The sequence below is a fragment of the Streptacidiphilus jeojiensis genome (assembly GCF_042510965.1).
Taxonomy (GTDB): Bacteria; Actinomycetota; Actinomycetes; order Streptomycetales; family Streptomycetaceae; genus Streptacidiphilus; species Streptacidiphilus jeojiensis.
Window position 1 is genome coordinate 209,182 of the sequence record NZ_JBEUKS010000009.1, and the last position, 26,033, is coordinate 235,214.

General features: G+C 72.2%; 27 protein-coding genes. 10 read left to right on the forward strand and 17 right to left on the reverse strand.

The annotated features are described in order from the left end of the window. Window positions 1–88: 88 nt before the first annotated feature. A complete protein-coding gene (locus ABUW04_RS25025) occupies window positions 89–667 on the forward strand; it encodes an NADAR family protein (RefSeq protein WP_380566683.1) in 579 nt (192 codons plus the stop codon). Then, complete coding sequence (locus tag ABUW04_RS25030; protein WP_380566685.1) at window positions 664–1,407, forward strand: VOC family protein; 744 nt, start codon at window positions 664–666, stop codon at window positions 1,405–1,407. Before ABUW04_RS25025 ends, ABUW04_RS25030 begins: the two co-directional genes overlap by 4 nt. Window positions 1,408–1,427: 20 nt before the next feature. Here ABUW04_RS25030 and ABUW04_RS25035 read toward each other — a convergent pair whose 3' ends face one another. The 3 genes from ABUW04_RS25035 to ABUW04_RS25045 are packed head-to-tail and all read right to left on the reverse strand — an operon-like array spanning window position 1,428 to window position 4,209. Continuing rightward, window positions 1,428–2,240 (reverse strand): DUF4097 family beta strand repeat-containing protein, encoded by an 813-nt coding sequence (locus ABUW04_RS25035; RefSeq protein WP_380566686.1) that lies wholly within the window; start codon window positions 2,238–2,240, stop codon window positions 1,428–1,430. A gap of 29 nt (window positions 2,241–2,269) precedes the next feature. Continuing rightward, window positions 2,270–2,932 (reverse strand): response regulator, encoded by a 663-nt coding sequence (locus tag ABUW04_RS25040; RefSeq protein WP_380566687.1) that lies wholly within the window; start codon window positions 2,930–2,932, stop codon window positions 2,270–2,272. After that, window positions 2,920–4,209 carry a sensor histidine kinase gene (locus ABUW04_RS25045; RefSeq protein ID WP_232242045.1) on the reverse strand — a complete coding sequence of 430 codons (1,290 nt, stop codon included), beginning with the start codon at window positions 4,207–4,209 and terminating at the stop codon, window positions 2,920–2,922. The genes ABUW04_RS25040 and ABUW04_RS25045 overlap by 13 nt, the downstream gene beginning before the upstream one ends. A 199-nt stretch (window positions 4,210–4,408) precedes the next feature. Here ABUW04_RS25045 and ABUW04_RS25050 point away from each other — a divergent pair, with 199 nt between their 5' ends. After that, a complete protein-coding gene (locus ABUW04_RS25050; protein ID WP_030250948.1) occupies window positions 4,409–4,837 on the forward strand; it encodes a hypothetical protein in 429 nt (142 codons plus the stop codon). Between the two features lie 2 nt (window positions 4,838–4,839). After that, entirely contained in the window at window positions 4,840–5,283 is a 444-nt protein-coding gene (locus ABUW04_RS25055) for a hypothetical protein (RefSeq protein WP_380566762.1), read from the forward strand. A 113-nt stretch (window positions 5,284–5,396) separates the two neighbouring features. Here the strand turns inward: ABUW04_RS25055 and ABUW04_RS25060 are convergent, their stop codons facing one another. Further along, window positions 5,397–6,785, reverse strand: a complete 1,389-nt coding sequence (locus ABUW04_RS25060; RefSeq protein WP_030250943.1) for a glycine--tRNA ligase — start codon at window positions 6,783–6,785, stop codon at window positions 5,397–5,399. A 375-nt stretch (window positions 6,786–7,160) separates the two neighbouring features. Here ABUW04_RS25060 and ABUW04_RS25065 point away from each other — a divergent pair, with 375 nt between their 5' ends. After that, the gene (locus tag ABUW04_RS25065) at window positions 7,161–7,595 is read left to right on the forward strand and encodes a Fur family transcriptional regulator (RefSeq protein WP_380566688.1); all 435 of its coding nucleotides are present in this window, start codon (window positions 7,161–7,163) and stop codon (window positions 7,593–7,595) included. Between the two features lie 139 nt (window positions 7,596–7,734). Here ABUW04_RS25065 and ABUW04_RS25070 read toward each other — a convergent pair whose 3' ends face one another. The 4 genes from ABUW04_RS25070 to leuA form a co-directional block, all read right to left on the reverse strand. Then, complete coding sequence (locus ABUW04_RS25070) at window positions 7,735–8,568, reverse strand: isoprenyl transferase (protein WP_380566689.1); 834 nt, start codon at window positions 8,566–8,568, stop codon at window positions 7,735–7,737. 19 nt (window positions 8,569–8,587) lie between these two features. Further along, window positions 8,588–9,334: a DNA repair protein RecO gene (gene recO, locus ABUW04_RS25075; protein WP_380566690.1), complete on the reverse strand. Its 747-nt coding sequence runs from the start codon at window positions 9,332–9,334 to the stop codon at window positions 8,588–8,590. Window positions 9,335–9,405: 71 nt separating this feature from the next. Beyond that, complete coding sequence (locus ABUW04_RS25080) at window positions 9,406–10,077, reverse strand: TerB family tellurite resistance protein (RefSeq protein ID WP_030250931.1); 672 nt, start codon at window positions 10,075–10,077, stop codon at window positions 9,406–9,408. A 219-nt stretch (window positions 10,078–10,296) separates the two neighbouring features. Continuing rightward, a complete protein-coding gene (gene leuA, locus ABUW04_RS25085) occupies window positions 10,297–12,063 on the reverse strand; it encodes a 2-isopropylmalate synthase (RefSeq protein WP_380566691.1) in 1,767 nt (588 codons plus the stop codon). A 292-nt stretch (window positions 12,064–12,355) separates the two neighbouring features. Between leuA and ABUW04_RS25090 the strand changes: the two genes are divergently transcribed. Both ABUW04_RS25090 and ABUW04_RS25095 read left to right on the forward strand, forming a co-directional pair. Then, window positions 12,356–13,405 (forward strand): M4 family metallopeptidase, encoded by a 1,050-nt coding sequence (locus tag ABUW04_RS25090; protein WP_380566692.1) that lies wholly within the window; start codon window positions 12,356–12,358, stop codon window positions 13,403–13,405. Window positions 13,406–13,498: 93 nt separating this feature from the next. Then, window positions 13,499–13,768, forward strand: a complete 270-nt coding sequence (locus tag ABUW04_RS25095; RefSeq protein WP_380566693.1) for a protealysin inhibitor emfourin — start codon at window positions 13,499–13,501, stop codon at window positions 13,766–13,768. Here the strand turns inward: ABUW04_RS25095 and ABUW04_RS25100 are convergent. Beyond that, window positions 13,765–16,275, reverse strand: coding sequence for a beta-glucosidase family protein (locus ABUW04_RS25100; RefSeq protein ID WP_380566694.1), 2,511 nt, complete (start codon window positions 16,273–16,275; stop codon window positions 13,765–13,767). The genes ABUW04_RS25095 and ABUW04_RS25100 overlap by 4 nt on opposite strands. Before the next feature lie 132 nt (window positions 16,276–16,407). On the opposite strand from ABUW04_RS25100, the gene ABUW04_RS25105 reads away from it, so the two are divergent. Continuing rightward, on the forward strand, window positions 16,408–17,439 hold the full coding sequence (locus ABUW04_RS25105; protein WP_380566695.1) for a LacI family DNA-binding transcriptional regulator: 1,032 nt from the start codon (window positions 16,408–16,410) through the stop codon (window positions 17,437–17,439). Between the two features lie 25 nt (window positions 17,440–17,464). On the opposite strand, the gene era is transcribed toward ABUW04_RS25105, so the two are convergent. The 5 genes from era to ABUW04_RS25130 all read right to left on the reverse strand — a co-directional run bounded on the left by era (window position 17,465) and on the right by ABUW04_RS25130 (window position 20,264). Then, window positions 17,465–18,460: a GTPase Era gene (era, locus tag ABUW04_RS25110; RefSeq protein WP_198037321.1), complete on the reverse strand. Its 996-nt coding sequence runs from the start codon at window positions 18,458–18,460 to the stop codon at window positions 17,465–17,467. Between the two features lie 41 nt (window positions 18,461–18,501). Further along, entirely contained in the window at window positions 18,502–19,083 is a 582-nt protein-coding gene (locus ABUW04_RS25115; protein WP_030250916.1) for a Uma2 family endonuclease, read from the reverse strand. Window positions 19,084–19,175: 92 nt separating this feature from the next. Further along, on the reverse strand, window positions 19,176–19,331 hold the full coding sequence (locus tag ABUW04_RS25120; RefSeq protein WP_157623626.1) for a hypothetical protein: 156 nt from the start codon (window positions 19,329–19,331) through the stop codon (window positions 19,176–19,178). Between the two features lie 104 nt (window positions 19,332–19,435). After that, window positions 19,436–19,798 carry a cytidine deaminase gene (locus ABUW04_RS25125; RefSeq protein ID WP_380566696.1) on the reverse strand — a complete coding sequence of 121 codons (363 nt, stop codon included), beginning with the start codon at window positions 19,796–19,798 and terminating at the stop codon, window positions 19,436–19,438. Window positions 19,799–19,829: 31 nt separating this feature from the next. Then, complete coding sequence (locus tag ABUW04_RS25130) at window positions 19,830–20,264, reverse strand: nitroreductase/quinone reductase family protein (RefSeq protein WP_030250912.1); 435 nt, start codon at window positions 20,262–20,264, stop codon at window positions 19,830–19,832. 154 nt (window positions 20,265–20,418) lie between these two features. On the opposite strand from ABUW04_RS25130, the gene ABUW04_RS25135 reads away from it, so the two are divergent. Next, complete coding sequence (locus tag ABUW04_RS25135; RefSeq protein WP_380566697.1) at window positions 20,419–21,297, forward strand: LLM class flavin-dependent oxidoreductase; 879 nt, start codon at window positions 20,419–20,421, stop codon at window positions 21,295–21,297. A gap of 43 nt (window positions 21,298–21,340) precedes the next feature. Here ABUW04_RS25135 and ABUW04_RS25140 read toward each other — a convergent pair whose 3' ends face one another. Further along, entirely contained in the window at window positions 21,341–22,552 is a 1,212-nt protein-coding gene (locus ABUW04_RS25140; RefSeq protein ID WP_380566698.1) for a M20 metallopeptidase family protein, read from the reverse strand. A gap of 158 nt (window positions 22,553–22,710) precedes the next feature. On the opposite strand from ABUW04_RS25140, the gene ABUW04_RS25145 reads away from it, so the two are divergent. After that, window positions 22,711–23,757: an Lrp/AsnC family transcriptional regulator gene (locus ABUW04_RS25145; protein WP_380566699.1), complete on the forward strand. Its 1,047-nt coding sequence runs from the start codon at window positions 22,711–22,713 to the stop codon at window positions 23,755–23,757. On the opposite strand, the gene ABUW04_RS25150 is transcribed toward ABUW04_RS25145, so the two are convergent. Together ABUW04_RS25150 and ABUW04_RS25155 are read right to left on the reverse strand one after the other, a co-directional pair. Then, entirely contained in the window at window positions 23,738–24,967 is a 1,230-nt protein-coding gene (locus ABUW04_RS25150) for a M20 metallopeptidase family protein (RefSeq protein ID WP_380566700.1), read from the reverse strand. The two genes, ABUW04_RS25145 and ABUW04_RS25150, sit on opposite strands and share 20 nt — an antisense overlap. A 106-nt stretch (window positions 24,968–25,073) precedes the next feature. Beyond that, a complete protein-coding gene (locus ABUW04_RS25155; RefSeq protein WP_030250898.1) occupies window positions 25,074–25,964 on the reverse strand; it encodes a helix-turn-helix transcriptional regulator in 891 nt (296 codons plus the stop codon). Window positions 25,965–26,033 lie beyond the last annotated feature (69 nt).

The window sequence follows — 26,033 nt, forward strand, 5'->3', positions numbered from 1 at the left end:
GCCCTCTGCCGACACCCTCGGCCGGGGGCCTGCTGCATGCCGGAAACTGCTTGGCCGGGTGTCGGTGACGGATGGAAGGATCACCGGTATGACGACGAGTGAGAAGCAGCACCCGGCGCGGGCGCGCAGCCGGGAGGGGCTGGCCGCGCTGGTGGCGGGCGGGGCGCGGCCCAAGTGGCTGATGTTCTGGGGGCATCGGGCGCAGAGGGACGGTTCGGTGGGGGCCGGGGCGCTGAGTCAGTGGTGGCCTTCGGTGTTCGCGGTCGACGGGGTGGAGTACACCTCGGCGGAGCACTGGATGATGGCGGGCAAGGCGCGGCTGTTCGGTGACGAGGAGTCGGTGCCGGGGATCCTCGCCGCACGGACCCCCGCCGAGGCCAAGCAGCGGGGCCGGCTGGTGCGCGGCTTCGACGACGCGGCGTGGACGGCGGCCCGGTTCGAGCTGGTGGTGCAGGGCAATGTCGCCAAGTTCGGGCAGGATCCGGCGCTGCGCGACTATCTGCTGGAGACCCGGGACCGGGTGCTGGTGGAGGCCAGCCCGGTGGACCGGGTGTGGGGGATCGGGCTGGCGGCCGACGACGAGCGGGCCGCCGACCCGGCCCGCTGGCCCGGGCTGAACCTGCTGGGATTCGCACTGATGGAGGCACGGGAGAGGCTGGCGCAGTGATCCGCTGGGTGTACGCGTTCATCGACCGGCCGCTCGACCGCTTCGAGCAGAGCAGCGCCTTCTGGACGGCTGTCACCGGCACCGGCCGGTCCGCCCCGCGCGGCGAGCAGGGCGAGTTCCTGACACTGCTGCCGCAGCGGGCGGGCGCGGACGCCCACCTCAAGCTGCAGGGCGTCGACGGGGACGGCGGCGCGCATCTGGACCTGGCCGTCGACGACTACGAGGTGTTCCGGTCCGAGGCGGTCGCCTCTGGCGCCGTCGTCGTGGCCGACCACGGGAGCTGGGTGGTGCTGCGCTCCCCCGGCGGCCAGCTGTTCTGCGTGATGCCCTGGGACGGCGCGGCCGAACGCCCCGAGCCCGAGGGCGGCGTCCGCCTCGACCAGGTGGCCATCGACCTCGCGCCGAGCGTCTTCGACGCGGAGACGGATTTCTGGGCCGGGCTCACCGGCTGGGGCTCCGAGCGTGGCTCCCGGCCGGAGTTCCGCATGGTGCGGCCCCCGGCCGGTGCCGGGATCCCGGTGCAGATCCTGCTGCACCGGCTGGAGGAGGAGCGGCCGACCTCGGCCCACCTGGATCTGGCCTGCGCCGATGTCGCGGCGACCACGGCGCTGCACCTGCGGCTCGGGGCCGAGGTGGTGCGTCGTGAGCAGCGGTGGACGGTGATGCGGGACCCGGCCGGCGGGACCTACTGCCTGACCTCGCGCGATCCCGACACCGGCCGGCTGCCCACGACGTCATGAGCCGTACTCATGAGCCGTTCTCATGAGCCGTAGGAGATGTCCACCGGGCCCGAACGGCTGGTCACCTTGACGGTGCCGGTGCTGCTCGGGTCGTCCAGCCCTTCGTCCACCGAGGCCGGTCCGCTCCTGGAACTGGCCATCGCCTGGTAGTGGGTGTTCCTGGGAAGGGCGACGTCGATCGGGCCCGAGTCCGAGTCGGCGGTGACCGACTGCGGTGCGCTCGCGAAGTTCAGCGACTGCGGCCCCGAGGAGCTGTGGACGGCCACCGTGGCGGACCGCAGACCGTCGCCCTCGACGGGACCGGAGTCCGACGACAGCGTCAACGGTCCGCTGACATCGCTGACGGTCAGCGGACCCGAGCGCGAGCGGAGGTTCACCGCCCCCGACACCCGGTTGACCACCACCGGGCCCGAGTCGGTCACCGAGTCGACAGCCGTGCCGGCCGGAACCTGCAGCCGCACGTCGGCCTGGCAGTTGAGCGAACCGAGCAGCGCGCCGCCGGAGCAGGACACCGACACCACCAGGGTGTCCTTGTCCCAGGTGTAGCTGACGACCGGCCTGGAGGTGAGCCAGCCGATGTCCTGCCGCGCCGTCACCGTGCCGCCGGTCGGGCCGCCGTCGACCTCGACCATGCCCCCGGCCGCGTCGATCCGCACCTTGGAGATCGCATGGCTGCTGGTCCAGGTCGAGGTGGCATCCCGCCGGGCCAGCTTCCCGACCAGCACCAGCCCCGTGGTCGAGGCCACCGCCAGCGCGGTGACCAGCGCCACGACCCACCACAGGGTCCGTTTCACGGAGTCGGGCCCGTTGAACGTGATCACGCCTCGGTTCATGTCTCCCCCATCGGGTCGGTCAGGTCCGGTCAGGTCCGCTGGTCCAGGCTGCGCTGATCCAAAAACTGCAGGACCGCCATCACCCTGCGGTGCTCCCCCTCGGTCGGGGAGAGCGCCAGCTTCATGAAGATGTTGTTGATGTGCTTGGCCACCGCGCTCTCGCTGACCACCAAGGCCTGCGCGATGGCCGCGTTCGACCTGCCCTCCGCCATCAGCGACAGCACCTCGCGCTCGCGCGGGGTCAGCGAGTCCAGCGGACCGCTCTGCCGGCGCAGCAGCAGCTGCGAGACGACCTCGGGGTCCAGCGCGGTGCCGCCGGCGGCGACCCGCTCCAGCGCGTCCAGGAAGTCGTCCACATTGGCCACCCGCTCCTTCAGCAGATAGCCGACGCCGCGGACGTTGCCGACCAACAGGTCGGCGGCGTAGCGCTCCTCCACGTACTGGGACAGCAGCAGAACGGCCACTGTGGGCCACTGCTGACGGATCATCAGGGCAGCGCGCACGCCCTCGTCGGTGAATCCCGGCGGCATCCGGACGTCGGTCACCACCACGTCGGGGCTGTGCTCCGCCACCGCCGCCAGCAGCGCCTCGGCCTCGCCGACCGCGGCCACGACCTCGTAGCCGACCGCCTCCAGCACCTTGACCAGTCCGACTCGCAGCAGGACCGAGTCCTCGGCGATCACAGCACGCACGGCAACTCCACGGTGAGAGTGGTGGGGCCCCCTGGGGGGCTGCTGACGGCGAGGGTCCCGTCCACCGAGGCGGCGCGCTGCCGCAGCCCGGAGAGCCCGGTGCCCTTCGCCGGGTCCGCACCGCCGATCCCGTCGTCCAGCACGGTGATCACGATGCGCGAGCCACTCTGCCGTACCGACACCTCGGCCCGCGAGGCGCGCGCGTGCTTGGCGGTGTTCGCCAGCGCCTCGGAGACCACGAAGTAGGCCACCGCCTCCACCGCGGGGGAGGCCCGCTGCTGCAGTCCGACCGTCAGCCGGACCGGGAGCGGGGCGCGGGCGGCGATGCCGGACAGCGCCGCGTCCAGGCCCCGGTCCTCCAGCACCACCGGGTGCAGGCCGCGGACCAGGTCCCGGAGTTCCACGATGGCCGCCTGGGCCTCGCGGTGCGCCTCCTCGATCACCTCCATGGCGCGCGGCGCCTGTACGTCCGCCGGGAGTCCCTTGAGCATCCGCCGGGCCAGTCCCAGGTTCATCGCCATGGAGACCAGCCGCTGCTGGGCGCCGTCGTGCAGGTCGCGCTCGATCCTGCGGCGTTCGGCGTCCGCCGCGTCGACGACCTCGCTGCGGCTCTCCGCCAGCGACTCGACCCGGCGCTGCAGCTCCCTGGCCCGGTTCGGGCCGAGCAGCGCGGCTGCCGCCCTGGTGTCCAGCTGGCGTACCAGCAGCGCCGCCCAGGGCATCGCCCAGAGGAACAGCGCCCCCGTCACCGTCATCCAGAGGTTGCCCTTGTCCGACTGGGTGGCGATCAGGCTGTCCGACGGCACCAGCATCCACCAGGCGTAGACGGTGGACAGCACCAACCCCACCGTCCAGCCGGCCAGCACCAGCACCGCCAGCGCGGCCACCAGCGGCCCGGCCAGCAGGTGGTAAGCCAACTGCCGCCAGGTGCTCTCGGCCCGGAGCACCCGCAGCCGGCGCCAACCGTGCAGCGGCCGGTCCGGGCCGGGGATCTCCGGGATGTCCAGGCCCAGCAGCGACCGGAACCGGCTCCGCTGCAGCCGGGTGAGCAGCGGCCGCAGGCCCAGCAGGAACAGCACCAGCAGCACCGCGACCGCCGGCAGCTTCGGCAGCAGCGCGACCACGCCCCCGGTCAGCAGGGCCAGCGGCACCCCGGCGGCGACGAACCCGGTCTCCCGCCAGCCCCAGAGCAGCACCGGTCCGCCCAGCACCCGCAGCAGCGTTCGCCGGGTCGGGAGCGGAATCATCCGGGACGCTCCGGGGGTTGTCGTTGCCATGAGCCAGAGCCTAGGAGAGACGATCGGCCCCCGGCCATGAACCCTGAGTCCCTGTCAGGGTGTACCTGGCACCACCCCCGGGTCGGATCCATGCGCTACCGACGCCGGCCCCCGTTTCCGGGAGGCTGATCACCGTGACCGGGAGCCATCGGCCGCACGGCGTCCTTTCAGGTGGCTCACAGCTTGGGGAGGGACCCTGATGACCATGCCGCAGCCCTATCCGACGCTCGACCTCGACCTCGACGACCTGCCGCTGCTCGACTCGCCGTGGTCGGTGCGGTTCGCGCTGGGGACGCGGGGGCGGACCGCCCTGGAGGTCTACAACGCGGGTCTGCTGCTGGACATCCTGGTGGCCCGGCCGCTGGCCGCGGACCTGCTCCGCGGCGCCCGCCGGGCCTCCTCCAACGGGCGTCCCTCGGTGCTCGCCTGGGGCCATCTGCCACCCGACGGAATACCACCGGCGGTGCTGTGCACCCAGCGGAACCACACCCGGCAGCCGGCCGAGGCGATCACCGCGGCCGGATCGTTCTGGCTGGCGACCCTGGAGGGCTGCTTCGACCGGGTGACCGTGACCCGCCGCGACGGTACGAGCGAGCGGCTGCGGGTGCGCGCGGGGTGGTCGCGGTGAGCATGCTCCTCGTCGCCGCGCCCTTCCCGCCCGCGTACACCGCCACCCCGCTCCCCCGGCCGGCGCTCCCGCGCCCGGTACTCCCCCGGCCCGCGCTCCGCCGTCCAGAGCTGGTCGCCCGCGCCCTGGTCGGGCTCGGCCTGGTGCTGGTCCCCTGGCTCGGCGTCCTCGCCGCCTCCGGCGCGTGGAACTGGGTCGGGCTGGACTCCCTGGAGGCGGCGGGCCTGGTGCTGACCGGACTGCTGCTGCGCCGGGCCGATCCGCGGCTCTGCCTCACCGCCGCGGGCACCGCGGTCCTGCTGCTGACCGACGCCTGGTTCGACGTGACCACCGCCGCCCCGGGCCAGGCCCTGGCCACCGCACTGGCCATGGCGGTCCTCGCCGAACTGCCGCTGGCCTGCCTCTGCGCCCGACTGGCCCTGCGCTCCCTGCCGCAGCCGGCCTGACCGCCCCGACCAGCGACACGGCGCCGCCCCCGAACCGGATCGTCTCCGGTTCGGGGGCGGCGCCGGGTGCGGCGGTCGGACCGTCAGCCGCCCAGCAGTCAGCAGCCCAACCGTCAGCAGCCCAGCAGCTTGCCGGCGAGGAAGCCCTCGACCTGGTCCAGCGAGATCCGCTGCTGCTCCATGGTGTCGCGCTCGCGCACGGTCACCGCATTGTCGTCCAGGGTGTCGAAGTCGACGGTGATGCAGAACGGCGTGCCGATCTCGTCCTGGCGGCGGTAGCGGCGGCCGATGGCGCCGGCGTCGTCGAACTCGACGTTCCAGTGCTTGCGCAGGTCCGCGGCCAGGCCGCGGGCCTTCGGGGAGAGGGCGGCGTTGCGCGACAGCGGCAGCACGGCGACCTTGACCGGCGCGAGCCGCGGGTCGAGGCGCATCACCACGCGCTTCTCCATCACGCCCTTCGCGTTGGGCGCCTCGTCCTCGCGGTAGGCGTCCAGCATGAACGCCAGCATCGCGCGGTTGACACCGGCCGCGGGCTCGATCACGTACGGGAACCAGCGCTCGCCGGACTCCTGGTCGAAGTACTTGAGGTCCTGGCCGGAGTGCTCGCTGTGCTGGGTCAGGTCGTAGTCGGTGCGGTTGGCGATGCCCTCGAGCTCGCCGAACTCGTTGCCGCCGAAGTTGAAGCGGTACTCGATGTCGACGGTGCGCTTGGCGTAGTGGGAGAGCTTCTCCTTGGCGTGCTCGTAGAAGCGCAGGTTCTCCTCACGGATGCCGAGGTCGATGTACCAGTTCCAGCGCTCCTGCAGCCAGTACTCGTGCCACTTCTCGTCCTCGCCGGGCTTGACGAAGAACTCCATCTCCATCTGCTCGAACTCGCGGGTGCGGAAGATGAAGTTGCCGGGGGTGATCTCGTTGCGGAAGCTCTTGCCGGTCTGGCCGATGCCGAACGGGGGCTTCTTGCGCGAGGTCTGCTGCACGGCGGCGAAGTTGATGAAGATGCCCTGCGCGGTCTCCGGGCGCAGGTAGGCCAGACCGGCCGGGTCGTCCGCGTTGAACGCGCCCAGGTGGGTCTGCAGCATCCCGGACATCGGCTTGGGCGTGGTGAAGCCGCCCTTGTTGCCGCAGTTGGGGCAGTTGATGTCGGCGAGGCCGTTGGCCGGGACGTGGCCGTGCTTGGCCTCGTAGGCCTCCTCCAGGTGGTCGGCGCGGTAGCGCTTGTGACAGGAGGTGCACTCGGTCAGCGGGTCGCTGAAGGTCGCGACGTGGCCGCTGGCCTCCCAGACCTCGCGGGCGAGGATGACGGACGAGTCGAGGCCGACAACGTCCTCACGGCTGGTGACCATGTTGCGCCACCACTGCCGCTTGATGTTCTCCTTCAGCTCGACACCCAGCGGCCCGTAGTCCCAGGCGGCCTTCTGGCCACCGTAGATCTCGCTGCAGGGATAGACGAAGCCACGGCGCTTGCTCAGGCTGACGATGGTGTCGATCTTGTCGGCGGCCACAGTGCTCTCTTCAGTACGACGAATGCGGTCAGTGATGGATTTCATTGCACGCGGGACGCGTCACGGCCAGGGGAACGAGCCGGGGAACGCGACCGAATACCTCAGGTTACCGGTGCCGGCGGCAGGGGTTTCACATCCGTTGCGGCGAGCGGGCCCCGGCGGCTCGGTTTGACAATGGTTACCATTGTAGATGAACATGGTTTTCAAGAGGTGGGCGTCCGGGCCCGTGGCGCGTGCGGGCGCCGGAAAGCCGGTCCCGGCTGGCACAATGGCGACGGCACCGATTGTTCGAAAGCCCACCGTTCCAAACCCCACCGTTCGAAGCCCTGCTGTTCGAAACCCTGCTGTTCGAGAGCCCGCCCCAGAGGAGTCCCGGTGACGCCGTCGCCCGCGCAGCGAGCATCAACGCAGCCGTCGTCCCCCGCCCGGTCGACCCGGCAGCGCACCGCGGTCTCCTCGCTGCTCGCCGAGGTCGACGACTTCCGCAGTGCGCAGGAGTTGCACGACCTGTTGAAGCACCGGGGCGACTCGGTCGGGCTCACCACCGTCTACCGCACCCTGCAGTCGCTGGCGGACGCCGGCGAGATCGACGTCCTGCGGACCGACGACGGCGAAGCCGTCTACCGACGGTGCAGCAGTGGGCACCACCACCACCTGGTCTGCAGGTCCTGTGGACGGACGGTCGAGGTGGAGGGGCCGGCGGTGGAGCGCTGGGCCGAGGGGGTCGCCCGCGACAACGGGTTCGTGGACGTGGCCCACACGCTGGAGATCTTCGGGACGTGCGCGGAGTGTGCAGCGTCTGAGCGTTAGCTCTACATCGGCGGGTGGCTGGTGTTCGCGCAGTTCCCCGCGCCCCTGAGGTGCTGCAACTGAGCCAGTTGCACTTGCCAGGGGCGCGGGGAACTGCGCGAACGGCAACCACCCGCGACGGTCACCCTCTGCGCAACGTTCACCCCTGCTTGGGGAGGCTCACTTCGTTGGGGAGGGCACCGCCGTAGCGGCGGTCGCGCGAAGCGAACTCCTCGCAGGCGCGCCACAGGTCGCGGCGGTCGAAGTCGGGCCACAGCACGTCCTGGAAGACCATCTCCGCGTACGCCGACTGCCACAGCAGGAAGTTGGAGGTCCGCTGCTCCCCGCTGGGGCGGATGAAGAGGTCCACGTCCGGCATGTCCGGGTGGTACATGTACTTGGCGAGGGTCTTCTCGTTGACCTTCTTCGGGTCCAGCCTGCCGGCGGCCACGTCCGCCGCCAGCGCCGCCGCCGCGTCGGCGATCTCCGCGCGTCCGCCGTAGTTGACGCACATGTAGAGCGTCATCGCGTCGTTGTCGCGGGTCATCTCCTCGGCGACCTGGAGCTCCTGCACCACGCTCTTCCAGAGCTTCGGCATCCGCCCGGCCCAGCGGATCCGGATCCCCATCTCGTTCATCTCGTCGCGGCGGCGGTGGATCACGTCGCGGTTGAAGTTCATCAGGAAGCGGACCTCCTCGGGCGACCGCTTCCAGTTCTCGGTGGAGAAGGCGTAGAGCGAGAGGTTCTTCACGCCCAGCTCGATGCAGCCCTTGAGCACGTCCAGCACGACGCTCTCGCCGACCTTGTGGCCCTCGGTCCGCGGCAGCCCGCGCTCCTTGGCCCAGCGGCCGTTCCCGTCCATGACCACGGCCACGTGCTCGGGGACCAGCTCGCCCGGGATCTTGGGCGGCCGGGCGCCGCTGGGGTGCGGGGACGGGGGCAGGTACTCCCGCTGCCGACCGCCGCCGAAGAGTCCGCGCCGTGCTGTTGCCATGAGCTCTCTGTTCTCCAACTCAACGATCGACGTACCGGAGCGAGCGAAGCCCCCGCTCCAGGTGCCACTGGACGTACGCCGCCACCAGGCCGCTGCCCTCGCGGGCGTGCCGGGCCTCGGTGGCGTCCGCAGTCTCCCAGTCGCCGGACAGCAGCGCCCCCAGCAGAACCAGTGTCTCAGGGGAGGGTACGACACTGCCGGGCACTCGGCAGTCGGGACAGAGCGCTCCACCGGTCTGCACCGAGAAGAAGCGGTTGGGGCCCGGTATCCCGCACTTGGCGCAGTCGCCGAACGACGGGGCGTAACCGTTCACGGAGAGCGAGCGCAGCAGGAAGGCGTCCAGCACCAGCGGGGCGTCGTGCTCGCCGGTGGCCAGCGTGCGCAGGGCCCCGATCAGCAGCAGGTACTGCTGGACCGCGGGTTCGCCCTCGTTCTCGGTGAAGCGCTCGGCGGTCTCCAGCATCGCGGTGGCGGCGGTGTAGCGGCCGTAGTCGTCGACGATCCGGCTGCCGTACGGGGTGATCGTCTCCACCTGGGTGCACAGCGCCAGATGGCGTCCGACCAGTTCCTCGCCGCGGGAGAAGAACTGCACGTCGACATGGGAGAAGGGTTCCAGCCGGGCGCCGAACTTGGACTTGGTCCGGCGCACTCCGCGGGCGACCGCGCGCACCCGGCCGTGCTGGCGGGTGAGCAGGGTGATGATGCGGTCCGCCTCGCCCAGCTTCTGGGTCCGGAGCACCACCCCGTCGTCGCGGAACAGACTCATGCCCGCCATTGTCGCGCACCCGACCGACAGTCTCTGCCGTGTACCCGACAGACGGAGCAGGACCGGACCGCTCAGGAGTGCGGCTGCCGGGTCGCGGCCGCCAGGGTCGCGTCGATCTGCGCCGGGGTGAGCTTGAGGCAGCGCCCGGCCGCGCGCAGCACCTCGCGCTCGGTGGGGCGGTACGGGCCGTCGGCGAGCGCGACCAGGGCGCCCTGGGTGAGCAGGCGCTCCCGTCCCGGGCCGATCAGGTGCGGGGCCAGCGGCTCCAGCGCGGTGTGGAGCTCCACTGCCAGGCCGCTGCCGCAGCCGTACAGCTCGACCAGGTCCTCGTCGCCGCCGGTGAGGGCGGCCAGGGCGGCCAGCACCTGGGGCTCGTCCAGCTCCGGGTAGCCGGCGTCGTGGATCACGCCGAGGGCGGTGTCGCGGGTGCTGCGGGCGGTGCCGCCGGCGGCGAGGACGGCCAGCACCACGGTGTACTGCGCGGTGCGCAGCATCGCCAGCAGATTGCCGGAGGTGGGACGTTCCAGGGCGTCCAGGCCGTAGCGGGCCCGGCAGGCGGTGCACTGCAGGGTGATCCCCGCGTCGCCCACCGGCAGCAGCGGCAGCCCGAGCAGCCGCAGCCACCTGCGACCGCCCTGGCGGCGGTAGTTGCGGTCACCGCCGCAGCCCGGGCAGAAGAACTCCCCGAGCGACTCGGTGCGCCAACGCGCCCGGAGCTCGACCAGTTTGGGGGTCACCAGCATCGTCACGGCACACTCCCCTGCCTGCAGCACCGACTCCTCTGTCGGTTGCACCGATGCTGCCATGCGCGATGACACCCTGTCAGTACCCCGTGCGGCTGCCGGATCAGAAATTTGTGGTGGAGATCACCGGCCCCCGCCAGGTTTGGCGCGGGAGCCGGTGCCCACCAGGCCGGATGCGCCAGGGGTGCGGTCCGGGCGCGGTCCGGTGCGATCCGGGTGTCAGCCGCGGTGCGCCCGGTTGACGGCGCTGACGACGGCCTTGATGGAGGCCCGGACGATGCTGGTGTCGATGCCGACGCCCCACAGCACCTGTCCGTCCACGGCGCACTCCCAGTAGGAGGCGGCCTGGGCGCCGGAACCCTGGCTCAGCGTGTGCTCGACGTAGTCCAGCAGCCGCGCGTCGACGCCGATCGAGGCCAGCGCGCCGAAGAAGGCGTCCAGCGGGCCGTCGCCGGTGCCGGACAGCTCGACCGGCGAACCGTCCACCACGGCCTGGACGGTGATGGTGTCCTTGCCCTCGGCGGTGCTGCCGGTGGCGTAGGCGCCCAGCTGGATCCGGCCCCAGGGGGCGTCCGGGGTGGGCAGGTACTCGTCCTCGAAGGTGGACCAGATCTCGGCCGGGGTGACCTCGCCGCCCTCGGTGTCGGTCTTGGCCTGGATGATCTTCGAGAACTCGATCTGCATCCGGCGCGGCAGGTCCAGCTTGTGGTCGTTCTTCAGGACGTAGGCGATGCCGCCCTTGCCGGACTGGCTGTTGACCCGGATCACGGCCTCGTAGGAGCGGCCGACGTCCTTGGGGTCGATCGGCAGGTACGGCACGCCCCAGGTGTGCTCGCCGACCGGGTGGCCGGCCGCGGCCGCGTCGGCCTCCAGGGCGTCGAAGCCCTTCTTGATGGCGTCCTGGTGGGAGCCGGAGAAGGACGTGTAGACCAGGTCGCCGGCGTAGGGGTGGCGCTCGGGGACGACCATCTGGTTGCAGTACTCGTAGGTGCGACGGATCTCGTCGATGTCCGAGAAGTCGATCATCGGGTCCACGCCCTGGGAGAACAGGTTCATCCCGACGTTGACCAGGTCCAGGTTGCCGGTGCGCTCGCCCTGCCCGAACAGACAGCCCTCGACCCGGTCAGCCCCGGCCATCACGGCCAGCTCGGCGGAGGCCACGCCGGTGCCGCGGTCGTTGTGGGGGTGGGTGGACAGCGCGATGAACTCGCGGCGGGACAGGTTCCGCGACATCCACTCGATCTTGTCGGCGTAGACGTTGGGCGTGGAACGCTCCACCGTGGTGGGCAGGTTGAGGATGATCTCGCGGCCCTCGGCGGGCTGCCAGACGTCCATCACCGCCTCGCAGACCTCCAGCGCGAAGTCCAGCTCGGTGTCGATGAAGATCTCCGGCGAGTACTGGTAGCCGAAGACGGTGTCCTCGGTCAGCAGCTTCTCGGCGTACTCCATCACCAGCCGGGTGCCGTCCACGGCGATGTTCCTGATGTCGTCCCTGGAGCCCTTGAAGACGACCCGGCGGAACAGCGGCGAGGTCGCGTTGTAGAGGTGGACGGTCGCCCGGGGGGCGCCGACCAGCGACTCCACGGTGCGGGCGATCAGGTCCTCACGGGCCTGGGTCAGCACGCTGATGGTGACGTCCTCGGGGATCGCGCCCTCCTCGACGATGGAGCGTACGAAGTCGAAGTCGGTGGCGCCGGAGGACGGGAAGCCGACCTCGATCTCCTTGTAGCCCATCCGCACCAGCAGGTCGAACATCGCCCGCTTGCGCGCCGGGGACATCGGGTCGATCAGCGCCTGGTTGCCGTCGCGCAGATCGGTGGACAGCCAGCGGGGGGCCTTGGTGATGACCTTGGACGGCCAGGTGCGGTCCGGCAGGTCGACGGTGCCGAAGGGTACGTAGCGCTGGAACGGCATCCCGGACGGCTGCTGGCGCACGGTCGCGGCGGTGACAGGGGTGGGCCGCTCGTTGAAAGGCGTGTCGGACATGGGGTTCATGCTCCCTGAGAGGTTCGGGCGGAGGAAACCGACGACCGACGCTCTATACAAGCGCACAGCACAGCTCCCCGCGGCGAGGGAGTCGGCCTTGTGTGAACTACAGGCCCTCGCCGCGGCAGCTAAGAAGAAGCAGCCGGGCACGCATGATGCGTCCACCCTAGCCCAGCCTTACGGACGGCCACAGCAGAACCCAGGGATGTTCCGCCTTTTGAGACGGGACAAAGGTCCCGAAGTCCGTGCACGAGTGGTGACACAGCGTCGTTGCTGTGGCACTTTGAGTGACATGACAGTACCGGTCTTCTGCGGCATCGTCCCTCCACACATCCTCGAACACCTGGTCGCGCACGCCGAGGACGACGCCGTCCGGGAGGCCGCGGAGCGCTCGCTGGCCCTGGACGCGCTCAACCGCGTGCACCGGGCCGAGGCACCGTCGACACCCGAAGGGATCGTGCGGGAGCGTGTCCTGGACACCGCGGAGCGCACCGTCTGTGACGACCACCACACCCAGCGGCTGCCGGGCCGGGTGGTCCGCACCGAGGGCGCGGCGCCGGTCCCCGACCAGACCGTGGACCGCGCCTACGACGGCCTCGGGGCGACCTTCGACTTCTACCTGGCCGCCTACGCCAGGCACTCCATCGACGGGCGGGGACTGCCGCTGGACGCGACCGTGCACTACGGCCAGCGGTACGACAACGCCTTCTGGAACGGCGAGCGCATGATCTTCGGCGACGGGGACGGGACGCTGTTCAACGACTTCACCGTCTCGGTGGACGTGATCGGGCACGAACTCACCCACGGGGTCACCCAGTACAGCGCCAACCTGGACTACCAGGACCAGTCCGGCGCGCTCAACGAGTCGGTCTCGGACGTCTTCGGCTCGCTGGTGAAGCAGTACAGCCTCAAGCAGACGGCGGACCAGGCCGACTGGCTCATCGGCGCGGGGTTGCTCGCGCCGGGCGTGCACGGGGTCGCCCTGCGCTCCATGAAGGCCCCGGGCACCGCCTACGACGACCCGAACCTGGGGCAGGACCCGCAGCCGGCCACCATGGCCGGATACGTCGACACCAGCGACGACAACGGCGGCGTCCACCTCAACTCGGGCATCCCCAACCACGCCTTCTACCTGGCGGCCACCGCGATCGGCGGCTTCGCCTGGGAGAAGACCGGGCAGATCTGGTACGACGTGCTGACCGGCGGGACGCTGCCCGCGTCGGCGGACTTCGCGACCTTCGCCGCAGCGACGGTGGCGGCGGCGGGGGCGCGCTACGGCGCGGCGGAGGTGGCGGCGGTGCGGGATGCGTGGGTGCAGGTGGGGGTCGTTGCACCGGCCTGACCGCCGTAGATGGTTGTTCGCGCAGTTCCCCGCGCCCCCATGGGGCGCTGCACCTCTGGTCGAACGGTCACCCTGTGCCGCACACTGGCAACCATGCGTATCCAGGTGACCCGTTCCGGCGGCTTCCTCGGCGCCCCCCGGGCCTCCGTGCTGGAGACCGAGGGGCGCCCGGACGCCCCGCACATCCATGCGCTGGCGCGCGAGGCCCTCGGGGCCTGCACCCGGACGCCGACCTTCGGGGTGCCGGACGGGTTCCACTACACCATCAGCGTCGACGGCCGCAGTCCGATGCACTGCGCCGAACCGCAGTTGACGGACAGTCAGTCCGACCTGATCGCCCTGGTGCTGGCCCAGGGCGACTAGCGCCCGCCTGCGGCAGGCAGGTCCAGGGCGACCGTCAACCGCCGGTCGGCCACGCTGCGGCCGGCCTCCACCGCATAGGTCCCGGGCCGGACCGACCAGCCCGCGTCGCCCCAGGTCTGGAAGGACCGCAGCGGCAGCGGGATACGGGCCTCGACCGTCTCGCCCGGCTCGGCCGTCACCACGGCGAAGCCCGCCAGCCGGCGGTCCGGGCGGGTGCGGTCGGAGCCGTCGGGGGCCAGGTAGACCTGGACGGTCTCGCGCCCGGCGCGCGCCCCGGTGTTGCGCACCCGCACCACCGCCTCGGCGCGCGCGGCGTAGGGGTCGCCGTCACCGTCCGCAGCGTCGGCGCCCGCGCCGGCGCCGAGCCGCACCTCCAACCCCTGGTACTCCCAGTCGGTGTAGCCGAGCCCGTGCCCGAACCAGTACGCGGGCTGCGCGGTCCCGCGCCGCTGCCAGGCCGGGTAGCCGATGAACAGGCCCTCGCCGTAGTCGAGCACGCCCTCGGTGGGCACGACCTCCCAGACCGGGCAGTCGGCCTCCTCGGCGGGCCAGGTGGTGGGCAGCCGGCCGCCAGGCTCGACCGCGCCGAGCAGCACGTCGGCCAGCGCCGCGCCGGCCTGCTGGCCCGGGAACCAGGTCAGCAGCACGGCGGCGACGTCCTCGCGCCACGGCATCAGCACCGGGGCGCCCGCGTTGACCACGACCACCGTGCGCGGATTGGCCGCGGCGACCCGCGCCACCAGCTCGTCCTGGCGGCCGGGCAGCGCCAGGCCGGTCCGGTCCACGCCCTCGCTCTCGACCTCCTCGGTGGTGGCCACCACGACCACCGCGACGTCCGCCGCCGCAGCCAGCGCCACCGCCTCGTCGATCAGCTCGTCGGCGGTGGCCACCGGCTCGGAATGGCCGAGCGCGAAGGACACCAGGCCGAAGCCGGCGAAGCCGGAGGCCTGCGGCAGGGTGTGCGTCAGCGTCACCGCGACCGGCGCGCCGCCCGGCAGCTCCAGCTCGAACACGGCCTCCGGCGGGTTGAGGAAGGCGGCGGCGGGGTCGTCGCCGTCCAGATGCACCACGCCGTCGAACAGCACCCGGCCCGCGGCCTCCAGAACGAACCGCCCCGCGCCCCGGATCGCCAGCCGGTGCACGCCCGTCGCCTGCGGGACCAGCGTCGCCGTGGCGCGGACGGCCCGCAGGGCGTCGAAGCCGACGCCGTCCGGGAGTTCGCCGATCCAGCGGACCGAGCCGTCGGGCAGCTGAGCCGTCGTCAGCACCTCGCCTGCGGCGCCGAGCAGTTCGGCGGTCACCCCGGCCCTGAGCGGGGCCACGTGGGTGCGCGGGTCCGCGCCCAGGGCGTAGCCGAGGGCCGTGCCTGCGGGCAGTGCGGCGCGCAGCCCGTCCAGCGGGCTGGTGACCCGGGTCGGGAAGACCTGGGCGCTGCCGCCTCCGCCGATCCGCGCCTCCGCGGCTGCCGCACCGATCAGCGCGACCGAACCCAGGCCCGGCTCCAACGGCAGGATGCCGTCATTGCCGACCAGGGTGAACGAGCGCGCGGCCAGTTCGCGGGCCAGCGCCTCGCCGTCGATCGGGGCGGGCGGCTCGGCGACGACGGCGGGGGCGTCCGCCAGCAGGCCGACCCTGGCGGCCAGCCGCAGCACCCGGCGGGCCAGCTCGTCCACGGACTCCTCCGGGACGCGGCCGTCGCGGACCGCGGCGACCAGGTGCTCGCCGTAGACGGTGACCGGTCCCGGCATGGCGATGTCCAGGCCGCCGAGGGCGGCGCGGATGGTGTCGCGGGCGCCGGTCCAGTCCGAGACCAGGATCCCGTCGAAGCCCCACTCCGCGCGCAGCACACCGTTGTTGAGCTCGCCGTTCTCGCTCATGCTGCGGCCGTTGACCCGGTTGTACGCGGCCATCAGGCCCCAGGGGCGGGCCTTGCGGACGATGGCCTCGAACGGGGCCAGGTAGAGCTCGCGCAGGGTGCGCTCGTCGACGCGGACGTCGACGCTGTAGCGCTCGGTCTCGGAGTCGTTGGCGACCCAGTGCTTGGGCGTGGTGGCGACACCGCCGTCCTGGACGCCGCCGACCAGGGCCGCGCCGATCTCGCCGGTCAGCAGCGGGTCCTCGGAGTAGCCCTCGAAGTGGCGTCCGCCACGTGGGCTGCGATGCAGGTTGACGGTGGGTGCCAGGACCACGTGCACGCCCTTGCGGCGGGCCTCCTGCGCCAGCAGGCCGCCGACCCGGTGCACCAGTTCCGGGTCCCAGGTGGCGGCCAGGGCCGTCGGTGAGGGGATGGCGACGGACGGGTCGTCAGGGGTCCAGCGCTCGCCGCGGACGCCGGCCGGGCCGTCGGACATCACCAGCCGTCCCAGCCCGATCTCCTCGTTGGCGGGCAGGGACCACATGTCGGCGCCGGCGAGCAGGGCGACCTTGGCAGTCAGATCGAGTTTCCCCAGGGCGGCTTCGACGGCGGTCTCACGCATGGCGTCCTGCTCGGGGCAGTGGTTGCCCATGGTCGGCTCCCCAGGTCCACGGTTACACGTCTTCGATTTGGTTACACGTGTCATGATGACTCGTGTAATCCCATATTTAACACCCAATCCGCCCCCGCACCAGCCCTTCGTTCTGCAAAGATGCCGATTGACATGACACAGCGATCAGCAGCCGGCACCGGCTCTCCGACCAGCGCCGACGTCGCCCGGCGGGCAGGCGTCTCCCGGGCCACCGTGTCGTACGTGCTCAACGACACCGCCGGCGGGCGGGTCAGCGAGCAGACCCGGCAGCGGGTCCGCGCCGCGGCCGACGAACTCGGCTACATCCCGCACGCCGCGGCCCGCGCGCTGCGCGCCGGACACAGCGGCATCGTGCTACTGACCGCCGCTGACATCCCCTTCGGGCCGCTGTTCAACAAGTTCTACGCGGAACTGCGCGCCGGGCTGCACGCCCACGGCTACACCGTGGTGCTCTACGGCGACGCGGGCGACGGCAACGACCAGGGCGAGTCCGCGGCGCGGGCCTGGGCCGAGCTGCGCCCGACCGCCGTCCTGGCCGGCCCGGGCGGTTCGCTCACCCCGCGCTCGGCCGAGCTGCTGAAGCGCTCCGGAACCCGCGCGGTGATCACCCTCGGCGGCCCGCCGGTCCCGGGCGCGCACGCCCTGCTCATGGACCAGCGGGAGGTCGGCGCGGTCGCCGCCGAGCACCTGCTCGGCCGGGGCCACCGCTCCATCGGCGTGATCGTGCCCACCGACCACGCCCTCGACCTCTTCAGCCTCCCCCGGCTCGCCGGGGTACGCGCCGCAGCCGATTCGGCGGGCACCGGGGTCACCGTCGCCCGCCTGGACCTCGACTACACCGAGACGGCCGCCGCGGAGCTGGCGGCCCGCTGGCCGGGACTGGGCCTGACGGCGCTGTTCAGCTACAACGACGAGTTCGCGATGCTGATGATGAGCGCCTTCCAGGACGCCGGCCTCCGCGTCCCCGCCGACGTGGCCGTGGTCGGCGCCGACGACGTGATGCTGTCCCGGCTGCTACGCCCCCGGCTCACCACGGTCCGGCAGACCCCGCCGGGCGGGGGCAACCTCGCCGACCTGATCGAACGGCTGATCCAGCACCCGGACGCCCCGCTGGAAGTCCACGACCTGGCCACCTCCAGGATCGTGGTCCGCGACTCGGGCTGACCGGGCGCCTGAAATCGACGGGGCGTCAGAACCCCAGCTTGCGCAGCTGCTTGGGGTCGCGCTGCCAGTCCTTGGCGACCTTGACGTGCAGGTCCAGGAAGACCGGGGTGCCCAGCAGCGCCTCGATCTGCTGGCGCGCCACCGTGCCGACGTGCTTCAGCCTGGCGCCCTTGGAACCGATGACGATGGCCTTCTGGCTCTGCCGCTCGATGTAGACATTGGCGTGGATGTCCAGCAGCGGCCTGCCCTCCGGACGCCCCTCGCGCGGCAGCATCTCCTCGACCACGACGGCGAGCGAGTGCGGCAGCTCGTCCCGCACGCCCTCCAGCGCGGCCTCACGGATCAGCTCGGCGACCATGATCTGCTCGGGCTCGTCGGTGAGGTCGCCCTCCGGGTAGAGCAGCGGCCCCTCGGGCAGCAGCGGCACCAGCAGGTCCGCGAGCAGCTCCACCTGGGTGTTGCCCACGGCCGAGACCGGGACGATCTCGGCCCACTCGAAGCCCAGCTCGGCGCCCAGCTGGGAGATGGCGATCAGCTGCTCGGCGAGCTGCTTGGAGTCCACCAAGTCGGTCTTGGTGACGACGGCGACCTTGGGGGTCCGCTTGATCCCGGCGAGCTCCTTGGCGATGAACTTGTCACCCGGGCCGAGCTTCTGGTCGGCGGGGAGGCAGAAGCCGATCACGTCGACCTCGGCCCAGGTCGAGCGCACCACGTCGTTGAGCCGCTCGCCCAGCAGGGTGCGCGGCTTGTGCAGGCCCGGGGTGTCCACCAGGATCAGCTGGGCGTCGGGGCGGTGCACGATGCCCCGGACGGTGTGGCGGGTGGTCTGCGGCCGGTCGGAGGTGATCGCGACCTTGGTGCCGACCAGGGCGTTGGTGAGAGTGGACTTCCCCGCGTTGGGGCGCCCGACGAAGCAGGCGAAGCCCGACCGGTGCGGGCGGGCCCCCAGAAGGGCGTCGTCGTCGGCAGCGGAGGCGGGCCTGGCGGACTGCTGGGTGGGGCGAGAGCTCATGGGAACCATTCTCCCCTATCGGGGAAGCCCATGAGGTCAGCGCAGGGACCTCACGGCCGCCGGTTCATCGCAGTCAGGTCGATGTCGATCGGAAACGGGACCTGCAGCCCGAGGTGATCACGGAAGATGCCCATCGGCACATAGGAGGCAGTCGCCCGCTCCAGCTCGAAGACGTGGACGACCGGAAGACCGTCCTCGTTCTCCACTCGCCAGAAATGACTGATCCCTGCACCCGCGTACTTGCGCGGCTTCACACCCAGATCGCGCTCCTCGGAGTCCGGGGAGACCACTTCTACGACAAGGATCACATCAGCGGGCGTGAAGCTGGTCTGCTTGGACGACGTCAACGCATCGGCCTTGATGACCAGCAGATCCGGCTCCGGGCGGTTGCGCGGGCCGATCGTGACCGTCATCTCGCGCCGCACGTCCAGGTCCTCCGGAGCGGTCCGGAACAGGCCGAGTTGGAGCAGCAGCATGGCCCGCTCATGAAAGGCGGTCTGCGGACTCATGAAGACGAGGCTTCCGTCGAGCAGCTCCGTGTGCGGAGGCAGGTTGGGAAGCCGGTCGAGGTCGTCGGCGGTCCAACCGCCCTCGGGCGGACGCGGCCACCCGTGCCGAGGTGCGACGGTCATCAGTGCTCCCATGAGAGGAATCCTCGCCGATGCCCTCAGCGTACCCAGTCGCCTCGGGCGATCATTCGCCCGAACGAGGGAGCGTGCACGCACTACTTGCGTTTGAACAGCGCTCCTATGCCCCCCACCACGGTGAACAGCGCCACGATGATCGAGACGGCGAGCCAGAGCGGGTTCCTGTGCTCCTGCCAGTGCCCCATCCCCATCAGCACGAACAGCACAGCTGCGACGAAACCTATGCCCCCCACGGCACCCCTTCCCTGCGTGATTCCCGGCAAGACGTCCGCCCCGCACCCTAGCGGGGTCGGGGCGGATGACAAGACGTCCGTTCGACGGAGCGTCCGGCGGAGGCTCAGCTCGCGGGCGTGGTGAGCCGCAGGGTGCCGTCCGGGCCGGCCAGCAGCACCGGGGTGCCGACGCCGCCGAGGTCCCGCACGGCGGCGAGGTCGTCGGCGGCCACCGCCGCGGCCGCGCTGACGACGGCCGCGGCCTCCAGCCCCTTGGCCCCGCTGGCCACGGCCATCGCCACCGCCGTCTGCAGCGCGCTGAGCCTCAGCGACTCCAGGGCCACCGACCCGGCGACGTAGGTGCGCCCGGTCTCGTCCCGCACCGCTGCGCCCTCGGGCACGCCGTTGCGGGCCCGGACCGACCGCGCCAGGGTGATGATCTTCTTGTCCTCGGGATCGATGTCCACAGTGGCTGCCTCGTCGCTCATGCGTCCGAGGATAAGGCCCGGCCGGGGCGCTTCACCGCCTGGTCAGCACGACCACCGGGATCGGCCCGGGCGCCGTGGTCTGGAAGTCGTCCAACGACGGCAGCCGCTCCAGCATCACCGCCCACAGCTGCTCCCGCTCGGCGCCGGTGGCGTCCTCCGCCACGGCCTGGAAGGTCTCCGTCCCGACCTCCACCGTCACCACCGGATCGGCCGACAGGTTGTAGTACCACCCGGGCCGCGTCGGCCGCCCGCCGTTGGCCGCGAACACCGCCCACCGGCGCCCCTCGCCCCCGTCGGCCGTGATCGCCGCCAACGGCGAGACCCGCTGCTCCCCGCTCCGCGCGCCACGCGTGGTGAGCAGCAGCAGGTCCGACCCCGCGAACGAGCCGCCCACCACACCCCCGTTGGCCCGGAACTCCTCGATGACCTTCTGGTTCCACTCACGCCGCTGTGCCTGGTCCACCATCCGGGCAATCCCCTTGTCGCGTCGATCGGTTCGGCCTCGGACCCGGCGCGGGCCGCAGCTGCGCCGGGTCGGTGACCATCCTGCCCGCCCGCCGCGGAGCGCGCTCCCCCAACCCCGTTGATAAATGCCCGCCCCCCTGCATAGCGTGCGCGCCATGACGACTCATCGGATCGGCGTGATGTACGACCGCGACTGGGCACCGGAGGGACTGCTGCCGTTCGCTCGGGAGGTGGAGGCGCTGGGGGTCGACGACCTGTGGGTGGTCGAGGACCTGACCTGGACCGGCTCGGTCGCGTCGGCCTCCGCCGCGCTCGCGGTGACCGAGCGGCTGCGGGTGGGGATCGGGATCGCCCCCGCGCCGTTGCGCAATCCCGCGCTGCTGGCGATGGAGCTGGGCGCGCTGGCGCGGATGTTCCCCGGGCGGCTGACGGCCGGGATCGGGCACGGGGTGGGTGAGTGGATGCAGCAGGTCGGTGCGGCCCCGCGCAGTCCGCTGGCGCTGCTGGAGGAGACGGTGCAGGCCGTGCGCGGGCTGCTGCGCGGTGAGGAGGTGACGCTCCAGGGGCGCGAGGTGAGCCTGGACGGGGTGCGGCTGGTGCACCCGCCCGCCGTGGTGCCGCAGGTGCTGGCCGGGGTGGTGCGACCGCGCTCGCTGGAGCTGGCGGGACGCGTCGCCGACGGGGCGATCATCGCCGAGGGCCACGGACCCGACGATCTGTCATCCGCCGTGCAGCACATGCTCAAGGGCCGGGACGCGAAGGCGGCGCGGCCCAATCTCACCGTGTTCGCCTTCCTCTGCGTCGAGGACGACCCGCAGCGGCTCCGGACCACGGTCGGCCCCGCCCTGGACGGTCACGCCGCCTGGCTCGGCCGCTCCCCCGAGGACGTGTTCGCCGCGGCGGGCCCCGCCCCCACAGCGGCCACGCGGGTGCGCGAGCTGTGGGCGGCGGGGGCCGACACCGTGGTGCTGCGGGCGGTCGGCCCGGAGCCGTTCCGGCAGATCGAGGCGGCGGTCAGGGAGCTGCGCGGCTGACCGGCCGGAGCGCGGCCGGCCGAGCGATCCCCGCAGCCGCCGCTCAGCGACGCAGCCGGCGCAGCGCCAGCTCGGCCAGCAGCGCGGCGCCGTCGGCGAGGACCGAGTCGGCGAAGGCCGCCTCCGGCGAGTGGTTGTACGGGGCGGTCTCCGGGTCCAGGCCGTCCACGCAGGCGCCGAGGAAGAAGTAGCCGGAGGGGATCTGCTCGGCGACGTAGGAGAAGTCCTCCGCACCGGCCAGGGGCTGCTCCATCGTCGTCCAGCGGTCCTCGCCGAGCAGGGACTTGGCCGTCTGCTCGACGAACGCGGCTTCGCCGCCGTCGTTCACCGTGACCGGGTACAGGTCGGTGAAGACGGCGTCGATCTCAAGCCCGTGCGACTCGGCGACGCCCCGCACCACCCGCAGCGACTCCTCGCGCACCCGTTCCCGCGCCTCCGGGGAGAAGGACCGGACGGTGGTCTCAAAGAACGCGTCGTCCGGGATGACGTTGTTGATGGTCCCGGCGCGCAGCAGCCCGGTGGTGAGGACGACCGGGTCGAAGACGCTGAAGCGGCGGGTCACCATGGTCTGCAGCGCGAGTACCGCCTCGCAGGCCGCCGGGACCGGGTCCAGGGCGGAGGACGGCGCCGAACCGTGGCCGCCGCGGCCGCGCATGGTGACGGTGAGGGTGTCGGCCGCGGCCATGATCGTGCCGCGACGGCCGAGGACCTGCCCCTGCGGCATCGCCGAGGAGACGTGCAGCGCGTAGGCGGCGACCGGGGTGCTGCCGGAGGCGGCCAGCAGCCCCTCGTCCAGCATCACCTTGGCGCCGCCGAGGCCCTCCTCGCCCGGCTGGAACATGAAGACCACGTCACCGGCTATCTCCTCGCGCCGCTCGCAGAGCAGCCGGACCGCGCCCACCAGCCCGGCCACGTGCAGGTCGTGCCCGCAGGCGTGCATCACCCCGGGGACGGCCGAGGCGTACGGCAGTCCGCTGGTCTCCTGCACCGGCAGCGCGTCCATGTCGCCGCGCAGCAGGACGGTGGGGCCGGGCCCGGCGCCGCCGCGCAGCACCGCGGTGACCGAGCCGAGCTTCTCGCCGAGGGTGATCTCCAGCGGCAGCCCTTCGAGCGCGGCGACCACCTTGGCCTGGGTGCGCGGGAGCTCCAGGCCGATCTCGGGGTCCTGGTGCACGGCGTGCCGCAGGGCGACGAGGTCCGGCTGGAGACGGCGGGCGGATTCGAGCAGGGGCGGCAGTGGCGCGGTGGAGGTCATGGGGTCAGGAGTATCACTGGACCGCGGCCCGGGTCACTACCGCCTGGCCCCTCCCACCGCACGGCCACGGACCGTCGTCGGCCGCCGTGACGGTCGCTAACCTGGGCCGCGATGAACCAGCACCGCACGGACCCGCACCGCACGAACCCGTACCGGCCATGACCGACGAGCTCGACCTCGCCCTGGTCGACGCCCTGCGGATGGATCCCAGGGCGCCCTGGTCCCGGCTGGCCGCCCCGCTGGGGGTCGACCCGGCGACGCTGTCGCGCCGCTGGGCGCGGCTCAACGCCGCCGGTGACGCCTGGGTGACCTGCTACCCCTCCACCGACCGGCTCGGCTTCGGGCTGACGGCGCTGGTCGAGGTCGAGTGCCTGGCCGACCGGGTCGGCGCCGTCGCCGCCGTGCTGGCGCAGGATCCGCAGGCCGCCAGCGTCGAGGTGGTGACCGGCGGCGCGGACCTGGTGCTGACGGTCGGGGCGCTCGAACCCGAGGCGCTGACCCGCTACGTGCTGGACCGGATCGGCGCCGTGCCCGGCGTACTGCGGACCCGGACGTCGCTGGTGGAGCGCACCGTCCGGGAGGGCAGCCGCTGGCACGACGGCGCCCTGGACCCCGGACAGCGGGAGGCCATCAGCGCCGCCGGCACCCAACCGGTCCGGCTCGACCGGGCCCCGGGCCGCCGGATCATCGAGGACCGCTCGCTGCTGCTCGCCCTGGGCGAGGACGGCCGGATGCCCTACGCGGAGCTGGCCCAGCGCACCGGTCTGCCGCCGACGACGGTGCGCCGGCGGCTGGCCGAACTGCGGGACTCCGGGCGGCTGGTGCTGCGCTGCGACGCCTCGCCCCGGCTGACCGGGCATCCGATCGGGATGTTCCTCTGGTCGGAGCTGCCGGCCCACCGCCTGGACGCCGCAGCCGAGTGGTTCGCCGCGCTGCCGCAGGCACGGATGTGCGCGGTGACGGTGGGCGCGGCCAACCTCGCCACCTATCTGAAGGTCCGTCACCTTCCGGAACTGCGGCGGCTGGAGGAGCAGCTGGCCCGGCGCTTCCCGGAGGTCCGGGTCCGCGAGCGGCAGTTGGCGCTGCGCACCGTGAAGCTGGTGGGCCGGCTGATGGACGGTGAGGGACGCGCCGCCGGCTACGTCCCGATCGACCCGTGGGCCCCGTGCGGCCCCGGCTCCCCCGCTACTCCTCCGGCCCGCTGAGCCGCCCCAGCGCCAACTCGGCGAGCAGGGCCGCGCCGTCGGCCAGCACCGCGTCGTCGAAGAGGGCCTCCGGCGAGTGGTTGTAGGCGGCGCTGAAGGGGTCCCGGTCGGGCGGGCAGGCGCCGAGCATGAAGTAGGCCGAGGGGACGTGGTCGCCGATCACGGCGAAGTCCTCGGACCCGGCCACCGGCCGCGGCATCTCGATGTAGCGGTCCTGGCCCAGCAGTTGCCGGGCCGCCTCGGCGACGTAGGCGGCCTGGCCGGGATCGTTGACGGTGACCGGGTAGCCCTCCTCGACCACGGCCTGCACGCGCATGCCGTGTGCCTCGGCGACCCCGCGCACCACCGCCGGCGCCTCGGCCAGCACCCGGTTCCGTGCCTCGGGCGAGAAGGAGCGGATAGTCACCTCAAAGACCGCCTCGTCAGGGATGACATTGCCGACCGTCCCGGCGTGGAAGCTGCCCACCGTCACCACCACCGGGTCGAAGGCGTCGAAGCGGCGGGTCACCATGGTCTGCAGCGCGGTCACCGCCTCGCAGGCGGCCGGGATCGGGTCCAGGGCGAGATGCGGGCTGGAGCCGTGGCCGCCACGCCCGCGCACGGTGACGGTCATGCTGTCGGCGGCCGCCATGATCGGCCCCGGACGGGTGGCCACCCAGCCGTGCGGCAGCACCGAGGCGCCGACGTGCAGCGCGTACGCGGCGACCGGCGGCTCACCGGCCGCCGTGAGCACGCCCTCCTCGATCATGATCCGGGCGCCGCCCTGGCCCTCCTCCCCCGGCTGGAACATGAAGACCACGTTCCCGGCCAGCTGCTCACGCCGCTCGCAGAGCAGCCGGACGGCGCCCACCAGCCCGGCGGTGTGCAGGTCGTGGCCGCAGGCGTGCATCGCCCCGGGAACCGTGGAGGCGTACGGCAGGCCGCTGGTCTCCTGCACCGGCAGCGCGTCCAGGTCGGCGCGGAGCAGCACGGTCGGACCCGGCTGCGCCCCGCGCAGCACCGCAGTCACCGAGCTGAGCTGCTTGCCGAGGGTGACCTCCAGCGGCAGCCCGTCCAGCGCGGCCAACACCTTGGCCTGGGTCAGCGGCAGGTCGAGGCCGATCTCCGGCTCCTGGTGCAGGGCCCGGCGCAGGGCCACCAGTTCGGGCTGGAGCAGGGCGGCGGACTCGCGGAGCCCGGCGTGGCGCGGATGGGCGGCTGCCTCGGTCATGGCGTCTCCTCAGGGGGTGGGACCCCCATCCTGGGCACCGGCCGGCCGTTCACGGCGCCGGTGCACGGATCCGCCTCCAGGCGGCGTGCGCCGCAGGGATCCGCCGTCAGCCCGCGACCTGCCGCAGAGATCCACGGCGCGCCTCCGGCGAGCTCAGCCACTCCAGCTTCGCCGCCGTGTCGGTGTCCGGCGCGGGATTGTGCAGGGAGACGATCAGGTCGGGCCGGTTCGGAACCTTCAACTGGGTGCTCTCGAAGACCAACTGCCCCACCGTCGGGTGCTCCACGTACTTCATCCTGGTGCCGGCCGGGCTGACGTCCCCGCGTGCCCAGAGCTCCGCGAACAGCGGGCTCGCCTCGCGCAGTTCGTCGACGATCACCCGGAACCCCTCGTCGTCGGGGAACTCGGCGGCCGCGGCCCGGTACTCGGCGACGACCTTGGCCGCGTCCTCCTCCCAGCCCTGGTGCCGACCCCGGTAGATCGGGTCGAGGAAGAAGTTGACCACGCAGTTGCGGCACTCCTGCTTGTAGCCGAAGACCAGGGAGACGGCGTCGTTGAAGGCGACGTTGTTCCAGTACCGGTCGACCAGCTGTGCCGGGAAGGGCATCCAGGACTCGATCAGCCGGGTGAGGCCCGCCGACGCCGGCTGCTGCCCCGGCGCTGCGCGCAGCAGCGGCGGGTTCAGCCCGGCCAGTACGTAGAGGTGGCGGCGTTCCGGCTCGTCCAGCTTCAGCACCCGGGCGACCGAGTCCAGCACCTGCCCGGAGACGGTGATGTCGCGGCCCTGCTCCAGCCACTGGTACCAGGACACTCCGACGCCGGCCAGCACCGCGACCTCCTCGCGGCGCAGCCCCGGGGTGCGGCGCCGGGCGCCGCCGTCCGGCAGTCCCGCGTCGGCGGGACTGACCCTGGCCCGACGGTTCATCAGAAACTCACGGAGATCCGCCCTGCGACGGGCATCGGCGCTGCTGTTGGCCGCGTTCGCCGGCGTAGCCACGCGGTTCCCCCTCCCTGGTGGTCGTACCAACAGCATAAGCACACTCTCTCCAGCCCCCGGAAGATCGCC